The organism is Mesorhizobium sp. P3_A8, from assembly GCF_056402995.1.
Genome location: NZ_JBFUGI010000001.1, coordinates 625,984 through 647,413, shown reverse-complemented (window position 1 = coordinate 647,413; position 21,430 = coordinate 625,984). Strand labels below are relative to the sequence as shown.

The window sequence follows — 21,430 nt, the reverse complement described above, 5'->3', positions numbered from 1 at the left end:
TTCACCCAGCCGGTGAGGCTAGCGGATTGAGCCAGGTGTCGCCCGTCCAGCCATTCTCGTCATAGTCGGCCATGCAGGTGTCGACGAGTTCCTCCATTGCCTTCAGCCGCCCGCCGCGTTCGGCGCCCTTCAGCACCTGCAGCCGCACCTCTTCCGGCGCACCGGCATAGTTGAGCTCGTAGAGTGCGTGGCGGCCGCCGAACTCAGTGCCGGTCGCGTCCCACAACAGCTTCATGATCTTGATGCGCTCGATATGGCCCATGTCGTTGGAGCCGCGCACATACTGCGCCAGATATTTGTCGATCTCGGGGTTGTTGAAGTCGCGCACCGACGACGGCAGGTAGATCAGCCCCGACGCAATCACCCGGCGCACCGTGTCGATGACGCGCGGATAGGCTTCCGACATGAAGGTCCGGTAGGCAAGCGCCGCGTCGAGATTGGGCAGCACCGCGCCATTCGCCCACGGGATCGGATTGTAGGCCATGGCATTGGAAAAACTCCAGAACATGTGCCTGAGCGCGATGACCTCGCCCAATGCCGCCTGGTTGCCGCGGAAGGCATCACCTCCGGTAGCGCGCAGTGCCTTGGCCAGCAGGCCGGCAAGGAAGTCGAGCTTGACAGCGAAGCGCGTGCAACCCTGGAAACAATAGCCATGCATGAATCCCGATGCCGGATGGAACGACAGGATCTTCTGCGCGTCGCGCAGCACCAGCACGTCCTCCCAGGGGATGAAGACATTGTCGAGCACCAGGATCGCGTCGTTCTCGTCGAAACGCGACGACAAGGGATAGTCGAAGGGTGCCGCCACCGTGTTGGCTGTCTGCTCGTAGGAGACGCGGCAGAACATCTTTATCCCCGGCGCATTCATCGGCACGATGAACATCACCGATAGCGACGGATCCTCGGTGACCGTCGCCGACCCCTGCGCCAGGAAATTATAGTGCGTCAGCGCCGAGGATGTCGCCACCACCTTGGCGCCGGAAACGTAGATGCCGGCATCGGTTTCCCTGGTGATGTGGACGAAGACGTCCTTCACCTGTTCGGCCGGCTTGTGGCGGTCGATCGGCGGGTTGACGATGGCGTGGTTCATGAACAGCACGGCTTCCTGGGCACGTTTGTGCCAGGCAAGCGCATTGTCCTTGAACGGCCCGTACCAGTCGGCATTGGCGCCGAGCGTGTTCATCAGCGCCGCCTTGTAATCGGGCGTGCGCCCCATCCAGCCATAGGACATACGCGACCACTCGGCGATCGCCGTTTGCTGCGCGGCAAGTTCGCCGGCGGATTTGGCGACGCGGAAATATTTGTGGGTGTAACCGCCCGATCCGGTGTCGGTGGCCGAGGTCAGCGTCTCGCGTCGTTTCGGGTCATGCAGGGCGTCGTAGAGGCGCGCCAGCGACCGCGCCGAATTGCGCATCGCCGGGTGCGTGGTGACGTCGGCGATGCGTTCGCCATTGATATAGACCTCGCGGCCGTCGCGCAGGCTCTCCAGATACTCGGCCCCGGTGAACGGGCGCGCATTGTCGGCACGAAATTCTTCTGACCGCATGATGTTCCTCCACTGATAACGTCGATCCTAGCGCCTGGGCCGTGGATCGGTTATGGACGGAACGGCAAAACCGATTGGACTTTTTCCGGCGCCATGAGCCAGAATTCCATTCCCGACTTCTTCGTCTATGGCGAGCCGGTGCGGCCGCTCGATGTCGGCTTCCTGCATGTCGAGACGGTGCTTGCCCGCAGCAATATCCATCTCGGCCAGGTCGCCGCCCACAAGCATCCGCAGATGGGCCAGATCACCTACTGGACCAGCGGCTCCGGCACCTATCGTATCGAGGACAGATCCTGGGACTTTTCGGCGCCAGCCGTCAGCTTCGTGCCAAGCACGATCGTGCATGGCTTCTCGATCGGCCCCGGCACCGACGCTATCGTCGTCTCGGTTGCCGACGATGCGCTCGCCGCCCTTGCCGGCCACAGCCTGCTGCCGCTGGACAGGCCGGTCTTCGCCGACGGCCTGCCGCAGCACGCCGCATGGCAAAGATTGGCGGCGGTGCTGGAGATGATCGCTGCCGAATACGCCGAGGCGCAGGCCGGCAATGACAAGGTCCTGCCGGCGCTGATCGCCGTCGCGCTCTCCCATATTGCGCGCCTCGCACCGGCGACAATTGCCGCGTCACCGTCTTCCGATGCATCGCTGGCGATAGGCTTGCGCCGCCTCGTCGATGCGCATTTTCGCGACAACTGGCCGGTCGACCGTTATGTCGAGAGCCTTGCCACCACACCGCATCTTCTCGACAAGGCCAGCCGCGCGGTGCTGGGTAGCGGCGTCAAGCGGGTGGTCAGCGAGCGCCGGCTGCTGGAGGCCAAGCGGCTGCTGCTGTTCACCGTACGCACGGTCGAGGACATCGCCTACGAGATCGGCTTTGATGATCCCGCCTATTTCTCCCGCTTCTTTCGCGAACGGATAGGCGAGGCACCTGCCGCCTGGCGCCGCAAGCAGTTGCAAGGGCACTGATCACACGGCGATGGATGCGGACCTTGCGGCCCGCATCCTGTTTCCGGCTAACGCCCCTGCTGCTGGCGCGCTTCCCGCTTCTTGCGCCAGGGCGCGTTGGCTTCCCAGTCGCCGGCCATGATGCAGCCATAGGGCAGCACCTCGTCGGCGACCTCGGCCAGGCCGAAATGCTCGATCTGGCGGCGCATCGAGGCCGCGTTCTTGTAGGCGCTCGGCAATTCCGAAATATCCGTCACACCGGAGAAGAAGCGGGCGTCGATGCCTTTCGTCTCCTCCGCGAAGATATCCGCGTCGCTGCGCCCCGCCTGCATGCGCCGGTGCTGGGTGCGCGAGAAATTGCGCCCGGCACCATGCGGCGAGAAGCCAAGCCCGTGCGCCGCGTTCTTGCCGCGCACGATCAGCACCGGTTCCGCCATGTTGAGCGGGATCAGCGTCAGATCGGTCGCGTCGTCGGCCCAGTTGTCGAAGGCCGGCGTGGCGCCCTTGCCGTGGTAGAACAGCCCGTCCGAGCGGCGAAAGACGAAGTTATGCTCGTTCCAGAACCGATCCGACACTTTCGCCGCCAGCTTTTCAGCCGCCAGATCGTGGATGAGCATATGGTTGCCCTTGGTCCATTCGCGGATCGTCTGCAGGGCCTCCCAATAGTCGTCGCCTTCCCGCGTATCGGCCGGAATCCAGGCGTTCTGCGGCAAGGTCTCCGGCGACAGCGTCTTGCGGACGCCCTCGGCGATCTTCATGCCCTTGCTGTAGAGCCGCGCGCCCGGCGAGCGCGAGCCATGGTGGGTGACCAGCGCCGTCTCGCCGCTCGACTTCAGCGTGCCGACATAGGCGAAATGGTTGCCGTCGCCCTGCGTGCCGAAATGCTCGATCGCGGCACTGGTCAGGTCGCGCAGCAAGGGGTTGGCCTCGAAACGCTCGAAGACCTCCTTGGCGGGACGGATCTGCTGGCCGCGCGGACGCCCGCCCGGTCCGAAATGGGTGACCCCATGCACGGCATCGAGCAACGCAGCCGGCGCCACGCCAGGGAACACCGAGATCGCCATCGAGCAGCAGATGTCAGCCGAATGCATGCCGGGGTGGATCGCCTCCGAAACCGCGACGCCGCCGACCGGAATCGTGCCCGACGGACCGGCCGGGCAGGCGTCCGGCATGATGGCACCGGCGCGGATCACCGGCGTGCGCATCAGCTCGGCCATGCTGCGCGTGACCGCTTCGACATTGGCGGCCTCGTCTGGCGTTTCGGCCTCGATGTTGAGATGCAGCGGCATCGAAGAGGCGGCATGCAGCTTCATGGCCGGCGGCGGCGCGAAAGCACGTGCGGCCTCCAGCGCATCGCCTGGCGATCCACCGCTTTCCAGCACCGCATTGGCGGCGACGAGCGCCTTGCCGAACCACTTGCCCTGCGGCAGGCCGGCGTCGATCAAATCCTGTCCACTCAAAATCTCGGTCATGTCTTTCACTTTCGGTACATATCAAGCACTGCGTATTGCGGACGGACGACAAGAGAATGCGACACATCTTTTCCGCCACTTCGCGAAGTTGCGAAGGAGGGACACGAACCCTCACGCCTTTCGGCACCCGCTTGCCTGAAGCGAGCCGCGTCTGCCTGTAGTCTCGCAGGCATTCGTCCTTCTATTCGGTCTGGCGACAAGGGTCGGCAAGACAATTACTGAGCTACTTTCCATCCGGAGACGGAAGGGATGGCTTGAACATCCGACCTTCCGCGACTTTCGTCGCGGACGCTCTATCCCTGTAGTCCTGCCTGCATTCGCCATTCATTCTCTTTCTCTCCGGCGGGCGACAAGTCGATGCGAGAAACCGATCGATCAACCGACCGACGGGCGGATTCGAACCGCCAGATGCCAATGTATTCCCGCAGGCATTCGCCTTGTTCGATCGGCTGGCGACAAGGATCGGCAAGACACGTTGACTGCGCCACCCCGCTCCGCAGAGCGGGAGAGTGATTTGAACACCCGACCTCCCGCCTTTCGACGGGCGCGCTACCTGTAGTCCTGCCTGCATTCGCCATTCTATTACCTCGCCGCGGCGACAAGGGATGATGAAACACCGGGCGTCCCGCTCGTGCCAGAGAGCGCCTGCAAGGTGAGGAGTCGAACCTCACGGAGCATCCCGTTCATGTTGCTGTAGTTCCATCCGGCATTCGCCGCGGTTTTGTTGAAGGGTGTGATGACAAATCTGTTGTGAAACCGCCTTTCTGCTCTACCGACTGAGCTACGGAGCCGATTGGCAGCTCCGGCAGGAATCGAACCCGCGACCCGAAAGTTGGGATGTAGTTCCACAGGCATTCGTCACGCCTTGTGTTCAGTTCCTTTCTGTCCAGTTGCGACCGAAGCCGCGCAAAAGCCGTCGGGCATGACGACAAGGTTTGACGAAACGTCCCGCTCTATCCGCTGAGCTACGGGTCCATAGTGGCGGACCCGACGGGATTCGAACCCGCGACCTGGAGGTGAACAGCCTGTAGTTCCATCGGCATTCGTCATGCCCTGATACGTGTTCCAGTCAGTCCCGGCAGACGCGCTGCCGGGACCTCTTTGTTTGACGCAATTCCGGACGGAAAAGCGCTCACACTTTTCCTGGAATTGCTTAGAGTTCCACCGCCTCGATCGTGCGCACCCAATGGTCCGGGTCGCCGCTCGAGGACAGCATCGTGCCCACCACGTCGAAGACGCGGTCGGAGAAGCCACCGACATTCAATATGTCGGCCTGCGGCTCGGCCTGCGTCGTCGCATAGGGCTGGATGTCGATGCAGACCAGCTTGGCTTTCGGGTTCAACACCTTCAGCTTCTGCCATTCCTGCATCGTCGCCGTGCCCTGATGCGCATGCGCCGTCGCATCCACCCAAGACTGGTTGTCCGACACGAACACCACAAGGTCGACATCAGCCTTCTCACGCACCAGCCGGGCCAGCGGAGCCGAACAGTTGGTTCCGCCACCACCGATGGCGGCAAGCTTCGCGGCGTTGGTCATCACCGTATCGCGAGCGTTGAGGCGGATATCCACCACATCGTTCTCGAACGGCAAGACCCTGGCCGTCGGGTTGCGTCGCAGCATCGCGGCGGCCACCAGGGCAGCCACGTCGATGCAACGCACGGCAGACGTCGCGCCCTTGCGGTAACCGGTAGCCGGCGAGCTCATCGAGCCCGAAACGTCCGGACACACGACCACATTGCCCTTGATCCGGGGCACGTTGCCAAGCGCGACTTCCATCGCGTCCTGCAGCGCGTCCCTGACCACGCCGGGTACCTCCGCACCGGCCATAGTGAACGCCACCATGAGCTGATACGGGAACACCCGGGCGCGCCGGATCTCCTGCGGATCACGCAGTCGCGCCGCCAGCGTCTCGCCGAACCCATCCACTTCGAACACGCCGTTGCGGGCGAAAGTGTTCAGGTTCTGGCGCAGCATCTGCCAGCCGGCCGTCGCCGCGATCTGCACCCAATGCTCACGCGAAAGCGGCATCGAGGTAAGCATCTGGAACGGCACTTCCGGCACGGGCAGCGACGGATCGCGCTTGAACGCCTCGAATGCCTTCACCACGTCCGGTAGCACCGCCACATCATGCGGCTTGCCGATCAGGTAGCCATAAAGCGCCTCACGCGAGGCCGACTTCGGCTTCGGGTGAACCATCTTGATGACGTCGGCCAGCGACGGATCGTTGCCGACCGCGGCCCGCATGATCTCGAAGTCGGCCGCCTGCTCGAGCCACGCCTGGACAAGCCGCTTCGGCCGCGAGCCGAGCGACTTGCGCCCGGTCGCGCCGGAACGCATGACCTGCACGAAGTTACGCAGCATCTTGCCGTTCCTGACGATGCGCCCGAACGCACGGTTGAACTCGTCGCCCTGCATCGAGGACAGAACCGCCAGCAGCAGTGCCGGCATATCCTTCATGTAGCCCTGCTCGAAAGCATGGACGGCGGTGCGCGCCAGGAACCCCGGCTCGACCTGCCACGCCAGCTTCAGCACCTCGTCCAGCTGCTCGCGCGGCTCGGCATAGAAGGTCGCGTTGAACGTGCCCGTCGCCGCCAGCTGCGCCAGAGCCTGATGCGGCGACAGGCGGTAAGCCCGGGCGCCCTCATGGTTTCTGGCGTCAGCCGGCGGGAGCAGCTTTCCTGCAATCGTCGCAAACACGGATTTGTTCGCCATTGTTCTCATCCTTCATTCTCACACCAGTATCACTGCAGGCGGCGTGCCAGTTTGAAGAATGAGCGCGTATCGATCCGCTCGGATTCAGTTAGGGATTTGATTTCATTATGAAATAAAAAGAGGCCTACGGTTATGCACCCTCTGGTCTTGTCCAAGGCAGGGCCTGTATAGTGATCTAACAATCTCGGAACTTATACCCTAGGATAAAATGAAAAGACGAGTCGCGATTGGCATTCTTGGCACAACGCTTGATGCGGGCCGTACGGATGACCGTTGGCGGAAGTGGCGGCCAACGGTTGCGCTGTGTCAGCAGCCGGGGTTGTTCATAGATCGGCTGGAACTCATCCACGGGACTCAGTCACGGCAGCTGGCCACGCAGATCATTGCCGACATCGAGCAGGTCTCGCCCGCCACTGAGGTCAGGCCCCATCTGATCAGCATGCGCGATCCCTGGGATTTCTCAGAGGTCTACACCGGCCTGCGCGATTTCGCCCGCGCCTATCAATTCGACCCCGAGAAGGAAGACTATCTCGTCAACATCACCACCGGCACCCACGTCGCGCAGATATGCTGGTTCCTGCTTACCGAAGCCCACTTCATCCCGGCGCGGCTGCTGCAGCTTTCGCCACGTAAGCAGGGCAGCGACGACGATGTCTCTGGCAGCCATTCGATCATCGATCTCGATCTGTCCCGCTACGATGCGATCGCCACGCGCTTTGCCGCCGAGCGCGACGAGGCGACGTCGTTCCTGAAATCGGGCATCGCCACCCGCAATCCGGCCTTCAACCAGATGATCGACCAGATCGAGAAGGTGACGATCCGCTCGCGCGCGCCGGTGCTGCTCACGGGGCCGACGGGCGCCGGCAAGTCGCAACTGGCCCGCCGCATTTATGAGTTGAAGAAGGCGCAGCGGCAGGTTTCCGGCGCCTTCATCGAGGTCAATTGCGCGACGCTGCGTGGCGACCAGGCGATGTCGACGCTGTTCGGCCACGTCAAGGGCGCCTTCACCGGCGCCCAGAACGAGCGTGCCGGGCTGATGAAGTCTGCCAACAAGGGCGTGCTGTTCCTCGACGAGATCGGCGAACTTGGCTCCGACGAACAGGCCATGTGCCTGCGCGCCATCGAGGAAAAGCGCTTCCTGCCGGTCGGCGCCGACCAGGATGTCATGTCGGACTTCCAGCTTCTCGCCGGCACCAACCGCGATCTGTCGATCGGCGTCAAAGAGGGCAAGTTCCGAGAGGATCTTTTCGCGCGGCTGAACCTGTGGACCTTCCAACTGCCGGCGCTGCGCGACCGCAAGGAAGACATCGAGCCGAACCTCGATTTCGAACTGCGCCGCTTCAGTGAGCGCGAAGGACAGAACGCCACCTTCAACAAGGAAGCGCGCGACCTGTATCTGAAATTCGCCGTGGCGCCGGAGGCGATGTGGCGGGCCAATTTCCGCGATCTCTCGGCCTCCGTTACCCGCATGGCGACGCTGGCGCCGCTTGGCCGCATCAACGAGGAAACCGTGCGTGACGAAATCGATCGCCTGACGGTCTTGTGGCGCGCCGGGAATGCCGACGACCGCGACGCCATCCTGCAAGAGATTCTTGGCCCTGAGCGGCAAAGCCAGATCGACATCTTCGACCGGGCGCAGCTGGCCACCGTGCTTGCGATTTGCCGCGACAGCAATTCGGTCAGCGCTGCCGGGCGGAAGCTGTTTGCGGTCTCACGGCTGCAAAAGACCAGCGGCAACGACGCCGACAGGCTGCGCAAATACCTCATGCGCTTCGACCTCAGCTTCGAGGACATCATTCGAAAATGATCGAGGTCACCTCGATCCCGCGGTCAGGCACCACGCACTTTCCCGCTTGACTGACCAGCAGTACCGAATACGCTAGGACGAAATACCGGCTCTGATCGCCGGGCGGCAAATATGCCTCGTATGCCTCGCCCTTGCGGCGCTGGCTGCGGGGCATTGTCATTTCTGGGGTTCTGTTTGAAACGACGCATCGAGATCGGCATCCTCTATTCCCGCTCGGGGAGCTATCAGCTCGTTTCCGATGCGTGCCGCATGGGCGCCATGCGCGCCATCGCCGACATCAATGCCGACCGCAGCTACGGCATCGAACTGGTGCCGGTCGAGCGCGACCCGCAAAGCAATGCCGACAGCTACGCGACGCTGTGCGAAGACATTTTCAAGACCAGCAGCGCCCGCCATGTCGTCGGCTGCGTCACCTCCTGGAGCCGCAAGGAGACCATCCCGGTGCTGGAGAAGGCCGGCGGCATGCTTTGGTACGCTTGCCCCTATGAGGGCTTCGAGGCCAACGAGCATGTCGTCTACATGCACGCTTGCCCCAACCAGCATCTGGTGCCGCTGATGGCGCATGTCGTGCCGCGCTTCGGCGCCAACGGTTTTCTGCTCGGCTCGAACTATATCTGGGGCTGGGAGATGAACCGCGTGGCGCGCGACCTGATCGCGGATGCCGGCGGCAAGGTGCTGGGCGAACGCTATCTGCGCATCGGCGAGACCGATGTGTCGCGCCTGATCGCGGAAATCCGGGCGACGCGGCCGAACTTCATCCTCAACAATCTGATCGGTACATCGTCCTACGCTTTCCTCGCTGCCTATCGCGATCTGGGCCGCGAAGATTCCGCCTTCAGCCCGGAAACCTGCCCGGTTATCTCCTGCAACCTCACCGAGGGCGAACTGCCGGCGATCGGCGAAACGGGCAAGGGGCATTTGTCGGTCGGGCCGTATTTCGCACCGCGGCCGGCCGCCTTCGCCTCTTCCTTCGAGGCCTCCGCCTATGCCTCCGTGCAGGTCATGGCCGATGTGCTCTCGCGCGATGCCGATGCCGGCCCTGCGGAATTTTCTAAGGCGTTCGCCGAACGCCGCTTCTCGACCCGGCTTGGGCCGATCGCCATCGACGCCCACTCCCAGCACGCGACGCTGCCGGTGATCATCGGCCGGATCGCCGACGGCTTCTTCGAGGTCGTCAGCCGCGAGGATGAGGTCGCGCCAGATCCGTATCTGTCGCGCTACGACCCGGCCAAGACATTTGGCCGGCCGCGCCTGCGGGTGGTGTCGTGACCAGAACGCCGCGCATTCCCAATCTCGGTGGCGCCAGGGCCTTCATCCTGCATCGCCCGCATCCGACGGTGCAGGCGATCACCAGGCAATTGTCGGCCATCGGCCTGATCGCTCTGGACTGCTGGCCGGAACTGCCACCCGAGGCGCTGGCGGCTGATTTCGTCTTCTTCGATGCCGATCTCGGTTTCGACGAGCAATTTCCGTGGAAGCCGGGCGAAGCGCCGATGCCGCTCGTGGCGTTGATCGGCTCCGAGGCGCCTGGCCGCATCGAATGGGCGCTGTCGCACAAGGCCGACGCTCAGCTCTTGAAGCCGGTCGGCAATGCCGGCGTCTACAGCGCGCTGCTCATCGCACGGCAGAGTTTCGAAGCGCGAAAACACTTAGCCGGCGAAATTGCCTCGCTCCGCCATCGTGTCGCCGAACGCCAGACCATCGTGCGCGCGGTGGCGGCGCTGTCGAAAGGCACGGATGACGAGCGCGCCTATGCGCAGCTGCGCTCGCTGGCCATGAGCTGGCAGATCAGCGTCGAGGATGCCGCGCGCCGGATCGTGGCGATGACGAGTGAGGAAGTAACGGGCGAGGAAGCAACGGGCGAGGGAGGCGGCGATGACCAGTCCCATCGCGCCTGATCTCACCGCGCCAGAGCGCATGCCGGCCAAACCGCGCGCCGGCGTCTGGCGCCGGCTGGTCAGGCGTCGTCTGGCAATGCTCGGCCTGGTCATCGTCGCCATCGTCGTCGCCGGTGCCGTGCTGGCGCCATGGCTGACCGGCTATGATCCCAATGAGCAGATGTTCGACGGCCTTACCATCGAAGGCTCGCCGCTGCCGCCGGATGCCAAATTCTGGCTCGGCACCGACTTGCTCGGCCGCGACCTGTTGACCCGTATCCTCTATGGCGCCCGCACTTCGCTGATCATCGGTATCGTCGCCAATGGCGTGGCGCTGTTCATCGGCACGCTGGTCGGCGTCACCGCAGGCTATTTCCGCGGCTGGATCGGCAGCGCACTGATGCGCTTCACCGATTTGATGATGGCGTTTCCGGCGCTGCTGCTCGCCATCTGCCTGGCGGCGGTGTTCCAGCCGAGCCTGTGGATCGTCGCCATGGTCATCGCGCTGGTCAACTGGGTGCAGACCGCGCGCGTCATCTACACCGAAACCTCTTCGCTCGCCGAGCGCGAATTCATCGACGCCGAACGCACCATCGGGGCCAGTGCACCGCGCATCCTGTTTCGCCACATCTTGCCGCACCTCCTGCCGACCATCATCGTCTGGGGCACGCTCGGTATCTCGACCACGGTGCTGCTCGAGGCGACGCTCTCCTTCCTCGGCATCGGCGTGCAGCCGCCGACGGCGTCGTGGGGCAACATCATCTTCGAGAACCAGACCTATTTTCAGGCCGCACCCTGGCTGGTGTTCTTCCCCGGTGCCGCGATCCTGGCGCTGGCGCTGGCCTTCAACCTGATCGGCGACGCGCTGCGCGACATCCTCGATCCGACGCAAAGGGGCCGGGCATGATCGCCTATCTCGGCCGCCGCCTGATCCAGTCGCTGCTCATCTTGCTCGGCGTCTCGCTGATCACCTTTGCACTGCTTTATCTCCTGCCAGCCGACCCGGTGCGCCAGATCGCCGGCCGCAGCGCCACGCCGCAGACGGTGGAGAACATCCGCCAGCAACTCGGCCTCGACCAGCCCTTTATCATCCAGTACTGGCGCTACCTGACAAAGCTCGTCAGCGGCGATCTCGGCCGCTCCTACATCCAGCGTTCTGAGGTCACCGAGCTGATCGTCTCGCGGCTGCCGGCCAGCCTGCTTTTGATGGTCGGCGCCATCCTGTGCGAATTGCTGATCGGGCTCTCGATGGGTTTGATCGCCGCCGTCAAGCGCGGCACCGCCACGGATCAGACCTTGATGGTCGCCTCCTTCGTAGGCGTCTCGGCGCCGCAATTCGTCGTCGGCCTTTTGCTGCTCTATGTCTTTGCCGTGCGGCTGAGCTGGTTTCCGATCGGCGGCTACGGCACCTGGCGTCATCTCGTGCTGCCCTCGCTGACCATGGGCATTCTCGGCGCCGGCTGGTACGCTCGCATGATGCGCTCGTCGATGATCGACGTGCTGCGCCAGGACTATGTGCGCACCGCCCGCGCCAAGGGCCTGGCGCGCAGCGCCATCATTTTCCGCCATGCTTTGCCCAACGCCATCCTGCCGGTCATCGCCATGATCGGCATCGACATCGGCATCTTCATGGGCGGCATCGTCGTCGTCGAGAGCGTCTTCGGCTGGCCCGGCATCGGTCAGCTCGCCTGGCAAGCCATCCAGCGCGTCGACATTCCGATCATCATGGGCGTCACGCTGGTCTCGGCCTTCGCCATCGTGCTCGGCAATCTGCTCGCCGACATCATCGCGCCCTTCATCGACCCCCGTATCAAACTGAGATGAGCATCAAGCTCAGATGAAACCAAGAAAACAAACAGAGAAAGGGAACACGACATGAAAAAATTTCTCGCCTCCACAGTCGCGGCATCGGCCTTGGCGCTGATGCTCGGCATGACGAGTGCTCGCGCCGAAGACACCATCGATCCCAACGCCAAGCAGGGCGGAGAGATCATCGCCACCTACAAGGACGACGTCACGACGCTCGACCCTGCCATCGGCTATGACTGGCAGAACTGGTCGATGATCAAGAGCCTGTTCGACGGGTTGATGGATTACGAACCGGGCACGACCAAGCTGAAGCCCGACCTTGCCGAAAGCTACGAGATTTCGCCGGACGGCAAGACCTTCACCTTCAAGCTCCGCCATGGCGTGAAATTCCACAATGGCCGTGAGATGACGGCCGACGACGTGAAATATTCACTCGACCGCGTCACCAACCCGAAGACACAGAGCCCGGGCGCCGGGTTCTTCGGCTCGATCAAGGGCTATGACGATGTCGCGGCCGGCAAGGCGGACAGCCTCGCGGGTGTCAGCGTCGTCGACCCCTACACCGTCAAGTTCGAACTGAGCCGGCCCGACGCCACCTTCCTGCATGTCATGGCGATCAACTTCTCGCATGTCGTGCCCAAGGAAGAGGTGGAGAAATACGGCGCTGATTTCGGCAAGCACCCCGTCGGCACCGGCGCCTTCAAGCTCGCCGAATGGACGCTCGGCCAGCGCATCGTCTTCGTGCGCAATCCGGACTATTGGCACAAGGGCCTGCCGCATCTCGACAAGATCACCTTCGAGGTCGGCCAGGAGCCGATCGTGGCGCTGCTGCGCCTGCAGAAGGGCGAGATCGACCTGCCTCTCGACGGCATTCCGCCGGCAAAATTCCAGGAGGTGATGTCCGACCCCGAACAAAAGGCGCGCGTCGTCGAGGGCGGCCAACTGCACACCGGCTATATCACCATGAACACCACCATGGCGCCTTTCGACAATGTGAAGGTGCGCCAGGCCGTCAACATGGCGATCAACAAGGCGCGCATCATCCAGATCATCAACGGCCGTGCCGTGCCTGCCAACCAGCCGCTGCCGCCGTCGATGCCGGCCTACGACAAGGAATACAAGGGCTATACCTATGACGTCGCCAAGGCCAAGGCGCTGCTTGCCGAGGCCGGCCATCCCGATGGCTTCGACACGCAATTGTTCGCCATGAACACCGATCCCAACCCGCGCATTGCCCAGGCGATCCAGCAGGATCTGGCGGCGATCGGCATCAAGGCCAGCATCCAGGCGCTGGCACAGGCCAACGTCATCGCCGCCGGCGGCGACAAGGCCGGCGCACCGATGATCTGGTCCGGCGGCATGGGCTGGATCGCGGATTTCCCCGATCCCTCGAACTTCTACGGTCCGATCCTTGGCTGCGCCGGCGCGGTGCCGGGCGGCTGGAACTGGTCGTGGTATTGCAACAAGGATCTCGATGCCAAGGCCGCCGAAGCCGACTCGATCGTTGATCCGGCGAAGTCCGATGAGCGCTATAAAATGTGGAGCGACATCTACGCCAAGATCATGGCGGACGCGCCCTGGGCGCCGGTCTTCAACGAGCAGCGCTTTACCATGAAATCCGCACGTATGGGCGGTGCCGACAATCTCTATGTCGACCCGGTCCACGTCCCGATCAACTATGACAATGTGTACGTAAAAGATGTGCAATAACTGCGATTACACCATCCACGGGCACCATCATCATTTCGGCTGGGACAATTCGTTTGTCCCGGCCGAGCGGGTGGCGCCCGGCTCAACCATCGAGTTCCAGTGCCTTGATGCCGCCGGCGGCCAGTTGAATGCCGACAGCACGGTTGCCGACGTCGCCAGGCTTGATTTCGCCAGGGTCAATCCGGTGACCGGGCCGATCTTCGTCGAGGGCGCCGAGCCCGGTGACGCGCTGAAGGTGACGATCGAGATGTTCAAACCGTCCGGCTTCGGCTGGACGGCAAACATTCCGGGTTTTGGGCTGCTCGCCGACGACTTCAAGGAGCCGGCGCTCAACATCTGGAAATATGACGCCGCCTCGCTGGAGCCGGCGCTGTTCGGCAAAAACGCGCGCGTACCGCTAAAACCCTTTGCCGGCACCATCGGCAACGCACTGGCTGAAAAGGGTCATCACTCGGTGGTGCCGCCGAGGCGCGTTGGCGGCAATCTCGACATCCGCGATCTCGCCGCCGGCACGACGCTCTATTTGCCGGTGGAAGTGGCCGGAGCGCTGTTTTCGGTTGGCGACACACACGCCGCGCAAGGCGACGGCGAGGTCTGCGGCACGGCGATCGAAAGCCCGATGGATGTCGTGCTCAAGCTTGACCTGGTCAAGGACGCCAGGCTGAAGACGCCGCGCTTTACCACCTCGGGTCCAGTGACACGCCACCTTGACGCCAAGGGCTATGAGGTGACGACCGGCATCGGCCCGGACCTGATGACCGGTGCCAAGGAGGCCGTCGCTCAGATGGTCGACCTGCTCGCCGGTCGCTACAAGATCGATCCGGTCGAGGCTTATATGTTGGCCTCGGTGTGCGGCGATCTTCGCATATCGGAAATCGTCGACATGCCGAACTGGGTGGTGTCGTTCTACTTCCCGCGCTGCGTGTTTGAATGACGCTAAGTCGGCGCCGCACCTCCCTCTGCCCTGCCGGGCATCTCCCCCTCAAGGGGGGAGATTGCCAGTTTCGTCGTCCCATCTTTCTTCAATCGGTGGCGATTTGCGAAACCCTGTGTGCAGTCCGATCTCCCCCCTTGAGGGGGAGATGGCCGGCAGGCCAGAGGGGGGTGTACCGCAACAAACTTCTCAGAACCCTGCTCTTGCGATGACCTCGATCCTCAAACCCGTCCTCGACATCGCCAACCTCTCCGTCAGCGTGCGCGGCGAGGACGGCGAGCGCGAGGTCGTCTCCAACCTGTCGCTGACGCTCGCGCGGGGCGAAACGCTCTGCATTGCCGGCGAATCCGGTTCCGGCAAATCGATGACCGCGCTGGCGATCATGCAGCTTCTGCCGCAGCCTGCCGCCCGCATATCATCGGGAAAAATCCGCCTTGGCGACACCGATCTGGCAACCCTTGACGAGCGCCAGATGCGCCGCATTCGTGGCGACCGTATCGCCATGATCTTCCAGGAGCCGATGACCTCGCTCAACCCTGTGCTGTCGATCGGCCGACAGCTCACCGAATCGATCGAGGCGCATACCAGCCTGTCTCCGGGTGAAGCCCGCGAGCGCGCCATAGAGGCGCTGAAGGCGGTACGCATTTCGGAAGCCGAAAGCCGGCTAAGGCAGTTTCCGCACGAATTGTCCGGCGGCATGCGCCAGCGGGTGATGATCGCCATGGCGCTGGCGCTTGAACCCGACGTGCTGATCGCCGACGAGCCGACGACGGCGCTCGACGTCACCGTGCAGGGCGAGGTGCTGGAGCTCTTGCGTGATCTGCAGCGCCAGCATGGCACCAGCGTCATCCTCATCACGCACGACATGGGCGTGGTCGCCGAAATGGCCGATCGCGTCATCATCATGCGGCACGGCCGCATGGTCGAGGAGGGCAAGACGTCAGACATCTTCGCCCGGCCGCAGGCTGACTATACGCGCGAGCTGCTTGCTGCCGTGCCGCGCATCGGCAGTGGTGTCGGCCGCCAGCCATCCAGGGAGGTCGAGGCGGCAAGGCCGACCAATGTCGCTGACGTCAAAGATCTGCATGTCCGCTTCGATTTGCATGGTGGGTTCTTCGGCCGGGTCACCCGCCGCGTTCACGCGGTCGAAGGCGTCAGCTTCTCCATCGCACCCAACGAGACGCTGGCGCTGGTTGGCGAATCCGGCTGCGGCAAGTCGACAACCGCCAAGGCGCTGGCCGGGCTGGTGCCATACAGCGGCGACCTCGTCATTGGCGGGCGCAATCTCTTTGGCCTCGGCCGCGACGAACGCAAGGCCGTGCGCCGCGAGGTGCAGATGATTTTCCAGGACCCCTTCGCCTCGCTCGACCCGCGTATGCGCGTCGGCGACCTCGTCGCAGAGCCGCTGGTCATCCACGGCATCGCCTCGAAGGACGAGCGCCGCGATCGCGTGGCCGCACTGTTCGAGCGGGTCGGCCTTTCGGCCGATCAGATGGAGCTTTATCCGCACGAATTCTCCGGCGGTCAGCGCCAACGTGTTTGCATCGCGCGCGCACTCGCCTTGCGGCCCAAGCTGATCATCGCTGACGAAAGCGTGTCGGCGCTCGACGTCTCGGTGCAGGCGCGCGTGCTTGACCTGTTGAAGGAACTGCAGCGCGAATTCGGCGTCGCCTATCTCTTCATCTCGCATGACATGGCGGTGGTCGAGAACATCTCCGACCGCGTCGCCGTCATGTATCTCGGCCAGATCGTCGAGATGGGCACGCGCGACCAGGTGTTTTCCAACCCGCGCCATCCCTACACCAGGCGGCTGATCGAGGCCGTGCCGGTGCCCGACCCGGCACGGCGCAGAAGCCGCTTTGCCCGCCTCGACCAGGAAATCCCGAGCGCCACCCGCAGGATCGGCGAGGCGCCGCTGAAACTGGCCTTGCAGGATGTCGGCAACGGCCACCTCGTCGCCGCCGGCAATTAAAACGCAGCCAACTCACGCCACCGGGGAACTGCTCTCCGATGATCTCGCTGGAAACTCGCCCAATGCCTTTAGCGAATACAAGCTTTCCATCTCTTCCGCCGGGCGCCCGGGGAACTGCCGGTTCCAGAGCTGTACGACATATTCGGCCATTTTCAGCTTGATGGCCAAATCCGTCCCATATGTGCGCAACACATGGTGATGTATCACCTGCCGTGTGCGCAGAAGGGCCTCTGAATGGGAAGCCATGATGACGCTGGTTACGCTGTCCCCGTGCCGACGGTGATGGTTGAGCAATGCGGACTCGTAGGCGACGGAGCCGTTACGGATTGCCTCGAGGATAAAGTACCAATCGCCGCTCGTAGGAAGTGACAGGAGGTTCTCGGCGAAATCTGTCGTGATCTCAAACTTCCGAAAAACCGCCGCACTGATGTTGAAGACCGTATTCTTGACACCCAGCCCATCATTGACTTCGTGTTCCGCCGAAACCTGGTAGCTGCGTTTCCATTTGAAATTGGACAGATCGGTGAGGTACGGGCTGGACGGATAGTCGCCGACGATCTCGCTTCGATCGTTGATGATCTTCGATGCGCAATAAGCAAACTTCACGCTTGGATCGCGGAACAAGGGCACGAGGGTTTCGAGGAAACTCGGGTCGGATACGTCGTCGGCTTCGGCGATCCAGATCAAATCGGCCCTTGCGAGCTCTATGCCCTTGAACCACTGAGGATAGGGCGACCCGGAATTGCTTTCATTGACGATGACACGTGTGCCATGGACTCCGGCATAGTAATCCAGAATCGATTGGCTATCGTCAGTCGATGCATCATCCAGGATGATGAGCTCGAAATCCTGGAAAGACTGCCCCAGAATACTTTCCATGCGCTCGTGCAAATAGCGGGCGTAATTGTAGTTAGGCACGATGATCGAGACCGCGGGCGGCTTGCCTGCGACCTTCCGCATGGTCGACAGCAGGCGCGGGAAGACCCGATCGGTGGAAAAATGCCGCCTTGCCTTGGCGCCCGCCTGTTTGCCGAGCTTCGTCCGCAACGGCTGGTCCCGGATCAGTTTCAGCGTCGCATCGGCCATCGCGGCGGGATCAGCCCAGTCGACGATGATGCCGGCATCGTCCTCGACGAAATCCGGTGCCCCACCGCTGCCTGCGAAGCAGATCACCGGCAACTCGGCGAATGCCGCCTCCAGCATGACACGGCCGAACGGCTCTTCGCGGGATGTCAGAAGAAACAGATCGGCAGCCAGCAGATGGCCGCGCACATCCTCGACATCGCCCAGAAACGTGACCTTTTCGTCCAATCCCTCCGCCTGCAATCTGTCGAGTTGCTGCGACCACGTACCGAGAGCCTCATCCCGTTCCCGCTCAGGTAACGAACCGAGCCAGTAGAAATGATAGTCTTCAACCCCGCGAGCACGAAGAATGCGGGCCACGTCGATAAAGAGGTCGGCGCCTTTGCGGAATGGCATTCCGAGGCCGGATCCCAGCACGATCGTCTCGTCCATCGGCCAGCCGGCGCGTTGGCGACTTTCAAGGCGCTGGATTTCCGTACGACTGTGACCGGCGTCGGTTTGCGGGACCGCACTTGGAATGACGTCTATGGCGTTCGTTTCGACGTTGTACTCGGCTGCCAGATAATCCCGGACGCTTGGGGAACACGCGATGAATCTCCGCGTGTGGGAAACGACATCCCTCATGTCGTCCTTGGCGTATCGGGCGATGCTCGTTGCCAATTCCCTGGCATGCGTCAGGATGGGAATGCCCAGTTCGCCAAGCAGCGCGTGCACACGGCCGGTGGCCAGACTGTTGCAATAGATGAGGTCCGGTCTGCCACCGTACCAGGCGGTGATGCGGGCCAGCCTCGTGGCGGTCGGCGAAACCAGATCGTCCAGAGCGACGGTATCGACGATGCGTCGAAACTGTTCCAGCCGTTCACCGCCTGCCAGGCACAGCACCTTGATCTCCAGGTCCGTGTGCGATTGGAGCCATCGGACGATATCGAGCAACGACGCCTGTGCTCCACCGAGAGCCGCATCGTGCGAAACAAACAAAACACGCCAGGATAAACCTGTGGGCAATTTGCCGGCCGCTGGAGCCGACACCACGTCCCGCGTCTCCTGCAGATAGGCATAGCCGTAGCGGGCATCAGGCTCGAGATAGGCGCCCTCCGCCCACTCGTTCCAGGCATTGACGAAGATCAGGCGGCTGTCGAAATCGGCAAAACGATCGCATGTATCGTCGACCGCGTTGGCGAGCCATTCTCCGTAGCGGGAGGGCGACGCGTTAACCAGAATGCTGGCGGCCTCCATTCTCCTTGCCGTGTTATCCCAGGAAGGGCAAAGTCCGCGAAACAGCGTGTAGGGGGCCTCTGGGTAGGCGCGACTGCGATCGGCAAGCTCCGCCCAGTCATAGATCCTTCCCGTGAAGCCGCTCTTGAGATTTGGGATGGAGGCGCTGACCTCGGGAAATGTTCCGAGATTTGGCGGAAACTCGACAGCCGCGTCGAACCCAAATTCGGCGGGATCGACCGTGGCGAATGACTGCGGATAGGCAAGAAAAATCTCGCCGATGCCGGCGTCCCGGCAATAGGTTCTCCAGCGCTGTGCCGTTTCCGCTGCTGACGGAAACAATCCGGGCCGGTAGACCATAAGCAGCGGCTTGCCGCCGACACGGATGTAGCGCCGGTCACGGAAATAGCCGGATGCGTATTCGATGAAAGCCAGGTCGTCCTCGGGTGAATGCGATTGTGGGATCAAGACTTCCTGGTCGCGCCCATCCCAACGGCGGCTCCAGGGCTCGTTTGCCCAGTTGATGCAGAAGCCCATCTCATGGGCTTCGTTTTCGACGAATTGGGCGATCGGCATCTCGAGGACGCGCTTGCCGTTGAACCAGTAGAAGTGAAAGCAGAATCCCGAAATGCCATATTGCATGGCGATCTCGATCTGTTCCTTCTGGATGTCCTTCACCCGCAAATCATAGAAGCCGAGGTCCGCCGGCAGTCGAGGCTGATAGTGACCGTCGAACTGCGGCACCGCGCGTGTCACATTCGTCCATTCCGTGAAGCCCTTTTCCCAAAAAGCATCATTTTCAGGAATTGGGTGGAACTGCGGTAGGTAGAAGGCAAGGACGCGCGCGCGCAAGGCGGCGGGTCGCCTCTCGCTGGATCGCGGCATATAGGTGGCGGGCCTTTGGATGCCGCGGCTGGCGGCCATGGCCCAATGTGCTGCCGGACCACGCCGGGTTTCGCGCTGTTCACTCCTGCCGAAACGGATGTAGTGATCCAGCGGGTTCATCGCCGCCAGTGCGACGTCGGGATACCTGGCCAGATAGTACTCGGTGTCGAAACCCGGATTCGGGTTTCGGAACTCGACGGCACCATGATCGATATAGTGCAGGATCGGGTCGATCCCTTTGACGGCCACATCGGGATTTTGAGCCAGATACCATGGCCCATCGAACTGTCCGCTGGCGCGAATTCGTTGCCGGATCCGAAACCTCTTCCACCCCCTCCTGCTGGTGATCGATTTTATGAAGATCATGAGGTCTGATCTAGTCAACCGAGTCCGCCTCGCAACGATCAGGCTTCATCTTCATCATCCCAGCCAATTCCGGCGATGTTTGTGCAGATCATTGCGAGAACCCGCTCAAGGGCATGCTGCAACGTGCCATCCAACTGGCCTGTCTCACCGGGAAATGACGCAAGGGTCAGATCGAGGCGCTTGAGCGGCTCCAGCGCGCTGCGCCGAACCCAGAACATCGTTCCGGCAAAGAAATCGAGAGAAGAGTCGGGGTCCATGCCAAGCTTCTCCAGCAGGGCCAGGATCATTTCCCTGTTCCTGCCCCACGCCGCTTCACGGACCTTCCATTCATTGGGCAACCGAAAGCGGCGGGACCCTATCATCCCAGTATCCTGCGAATGCTCGAACGCCGCGACGACGCGGTCAACCACGTCGCGGGACCCGATCAGGTCGAAGGCGCTTGCCTGGCGCCAGATCTCGCCGAGCATCATGCGCGGTCCGCTCAGCCCGGATTTCTTGCCATGCAGCTTGCATATGAGATCGAAACCGTCGAGCTTTCCTTCGTGCAGCAATTGAAGGAAGGGACCGACGTCGCGGCCCCGGTTGTCGTAGACGACGATCTCGGCATCCCGAAATTTCGCCTGAACGCGTTGCGCCAGCACCGCGTCGGGCCTGGTCAGCGTGAGGATGAGATGGAGCGGACGATCGATCGCTTCCAGCAGGGTCTCGAATTCGGGCCAGAGATCGGGGTAGTGCAAGTGGAGCGCAACAGCGATCTTCGGTTCGGCAACGGACAGGCGTTCCGAGCGCCGGACTGGTGGGCCATCGAAGTGTCGCGACAGGGTTTTCTGCAGATTGTCGCTCGCCACGCCGAAGCCCCAACTGTAGAGGCTGCCAAGGGCAGCGGTCAAATCGCGGCCTTCGGCCCCTGCGATATGAAGCAGAGGCCGCAAGGCAATGCCTTGGCCCAGCCGCAGCTCAAATCGTTTCTGGCGGCGGCGGCGCAGCACTTCGCCAAGATCCCTGATCCTCAGAGGGCGGATGTTTGCGGCAACGATGTCGCTTCTATCGAATTGCAACACCAGGCCGCCTTCGCTGCTTCTGAGCAAATAGGACGTCC

At 62.5% G+C, this 21,430-nt stretch carries 14 protein-coding genes; 9 read left to right on the top strand and 5 right to left on the bottom strand.

Annotated elements, in window-relative coordinates; all coding sequences use genetic code 11:
- Position 1: 1 nt before the first annotated feature.
- Positions 2 to 1,546 (bottom strand): 4-hydroxyphenylacetate 3-hydroxylase N-terminal domain-containing protein, encoded by a 1,545-nt coding sequence (locus AC1DX4_RS03015; RefSeq protein WP_477218890.1) that lies wholly within the window; start codon positions 1,544 to 1,546, stop codon positions 2 to 4.
- 93 nt (positions 1,547 to 1,639) lie between these two features.
- Between AC1DX4_RS03015 and AC1DX4_RS03010 the strand changes: the two genes are divergently transcribed.
- The gene (locus AC1DX4_RS03010; RefSeq protein ID WP_477218889.1) at positions 1,640 to 2,509 is read left to right on the top strand and encodes a helix-turn-helix domain-containing protein; all 870 of its coding nucleotides are present in this window, start codon (positions 1,640 to 1,642) and stop codon (positions 2,507 to 2,509) included.
- A 47-nt stretch (positions 2,510 to 2,556) separates the two neighbouring features.
- On the opposite strand, the gene AC1DX4_RS03005 is transcribed toward AC1DX4_RS03010, so the two are convergent.
- Together AC1DX4_RS03005 and AC1DX4_RS03000 are read right to left on the bottom strand one after the other, a co-directional pair.
- A complete protein-coding gene (locus AC1DX4_RS03005; protein ID WP_477218888.1) occupies positions 2,557 to 3,960 on the bottom strand; it encodes an RtcB family protein in 1,404 nt (467 codons plus the stop codon).
- Positions 3,961 to 5,113: 1,153 nt separating this feature from the next.
- Positions 5,114 to 6,673 carry a vWA domain-containing protein gene (locus AC1DX4_RS03000; RefSeq protein WP_477218887.1) on the bottom strand — a complete coding sequence of 520 codons (1,560 nt, stop codon included), beginning with the start codon at positions 6,671 to 6,673 and terminating at the stop codon, positions 5,114 to 5,116.
- 208 nt (positions 6,674 to 6,881) lie between these two features.
- Here AC1DX4_RS03000 and rtcR point away from each other — a divergent pair, with 208 nt between their 5' ends.
- The 8 genes from rtcR (at position 6,882) to AC1DX4_RS02960 (ending at position 16,782) form a co-directional block, all read left to right on the top strand.
- Entirely contained in the window at positions 6,882 to 8,480 is a 1,599-nt protein-coding gene (gene rtcR, locus AC1DX4_RS02995; RefSeq protein WP_477218886.1) for an RNA repair transcriptional activator RtcR, read from the top strand.
- Between the two features lie 174 nt (positions 8,481 to 8,654).
- The gene (locus AC1DX4_RS02990; protein ID WP_477218885.1) at positions 8,655 to 9,749 is read left to right on the top strand and encodes a transporter substrate-binding protein; all 1,095 of its coding nucleotides are present in this window, start codon (positions 8,655 to 8,657) and stop codon (positions 9,747 to 9,749) included.
- Positions 9,746 to 10,378, top strand: a complete 633-nt coding sequence (locus tag AC1DX4_RS02985; protein ID WP_477218884.1) for an ANTAR domain-containing response regulator — start codon at positions 9,746 to 9,748, stop codon at positions 10,376 to 10,378. Before AC1DX4_RS02990 ends, AC1DX4_RS02985 begins: the two co-directional genes overlap by 4 nt.
- Before the next feature lie 19 nt (positions 10,379 to 10,397).
- Positions 10,398 to 11,264, top strand: coding sequence for an ABC transporter permease (locus AC1DX4_RS02980; RefSeq protein WP_477219111.1), 867 nt, complete (start codon positions 10,398 to 10,400; stop codon positions 11,262 to 11,264).
- On the top strand, positions 11,261 to 12,181 hold the full coding sequence (locus AC1DX4_RS02975) for an ABC transporter permease (protein ID WP_477218883.1): 921 nt from the start codon (positions 11,261 to 11,263) through the stop codon (positions 12,179 to 12,181). The genes AC1DX4_RS02980 and AC1DX4_RS02975 overlap by 4 nt, the downstream gene beginning before the upstream one ends.
- 51 nt (positions 12,182 to 12,232) lie before the next feature.
- Complete coding sequence (locus tag AC1DX4_RS02970) at positions 12,233 to 13,876, top strand: ABC transporter substrate-binding protein (RefSeq protein ID WP_477218882.1); 1,644 nt, start codon at positions 12,233 to 12,235, stop codon at positions 13,874 to 13,876.
- Entirely contained in the window at positions 13,866 to 14,810 is a 945-nt protein-coding gene (locus AC1DX4_RS02965; protein ID WP_477218881.1) for an acetamidase/formamidase family protein, read from the top strand. Before AC1DX4_RS02970 ends, AC1DX4_RS02965 begins: the two co-directional genes overlap by 11 nt.
- Before the next feature lie 208 nt (positions 14,811 to 15,018).
- Positions 15,019 to 16,782, top strand: coding sequence for an ABC transporter ATP-binding protein (locus AC1DX4_RS02960; RefSeq protein ID WP_477218880.1), 1,764 nt, complete (start codon positions 15,019 to 15,021; stop codon positions 16,780 to 16,782).
- A gap of 12 nt (positions 16,783 to 16,794) precedes the next feature.
- Here the strand turns inward: AC1DX4_RS02960 and AC1DX4_RS02955 are convergent, their stop codons facing one another.
- The gene (locus AC1DX4_RS02955; RefSeq protein WP_477218879.1) at positions 16,795 to 20,331 is read right to left on the bottom strand and encodes a glycoside hydrolase family 99-like domain-containing protein; all 3,537 of its coding nucleotides are present in this window, start codon (positions 20,329 to 20,331) and stop codon (positions 16,795 to 16,797) included.
- 38 nt (positions 20,332 to 20,369) lie between these two features.
- Entirely contained in the window at positions 20,370 to 21,320 is a 951-nt protein-coding gene (locus AC1DX4_RS02950) for a rhamnan synthesis F family protein (protein WP_477218878.1), read from the bottom strand.
- Between the last annotated feature and the right edge of the window lie 110 nt (positions 21,321 to 21,430).

What these genes read in the sequence shown, in the direction of transcription:
- AC1DX4_RS03015 (WP_477218890.1), bottom strand. Translation starts at nt 1,546, where the DNA reads ATGCGGTCAGAAGAATTTCGTGCCGACAATGCGCGCCCGTTCACCGGG.
- AC1DX4_RS03010 (WP_477218889.1), top strand. Translation starts at nt 1,640, where the DNA reads ATGAGCCAGAATTCCATTCCCGACTTCTTCGTCTATGGCGAGCCGGTG.
- AC1DX4_RS03005 (WP_477218888.1), bottom strand. Translation starts at nt 3,960, where the DNA reads ATGACCGAGATTTTGAGTGGACAGGATTTGATCGACGCCGGCCTGCCG.
- AC1DX4_RS03000 (WP_477218887.1), bottom strand. Translation starts at nt 6,673, where the DNA reads ATGGCGAACAAATCCGTGTTTGCGACGATTGCAGGAAAGCTGCTCCCG.
- rtcR (WP_477218886.1), top strand. Translation starts at nt 6,882, where the DNA reads ATGAAAAGACGAGTCGCGATTGGCATTCTTGGCACAACGCTTGATGCG.
- AC1DX4_RS02980 (WP_477219111.1), top strand. Translation starts at nt 10,398, where the DNA reads ATGCCGGCCAAACCGCGCGCCGGCGTCTGGCGCCGGCTGGTCAGGCGT.
- AC1DX4_RS02975 (WP_477218883.1), top strand. Translation starts at nt 11,261, where the DNA reads ATGATCGCCTATCTCGGCCGCCGCCTGATCCAGTCGCTGCTCATCTTG.
- AC1DX4_RS02970 (WP_477218882.1), top strand. Translation starts at nt 12,233, where the DNA reads ATGAAAAAATTTCTCGCCTCCACAGTCGCGGCATCGGCCTTGGCGCTG.
- AC1DX4_RS02965 (WP_477218881.1), top strand. Translation starts at nt 13,866, where the DNA reads ATGTGCAATAACTGCGATTACACCATCCACGGGCACCATCATCATTTC.
- AC1DX4_RS02960 (WP_477218880.1), top strand. Translation starts at nt 15,019, where the DNA reads ATGACCTCGATCCTCAAACCCGTCCTCGACATCGCCAACCTCTCCGTC.
- AC1DX4_RS02955 (WP_477218879.1), bottom strand. Translation starts at nt 20,331, where the DNA reads ATGATCTTCATAAAATCGATCACCAGCAGGAGGGGGTGGAAGAGGTTT.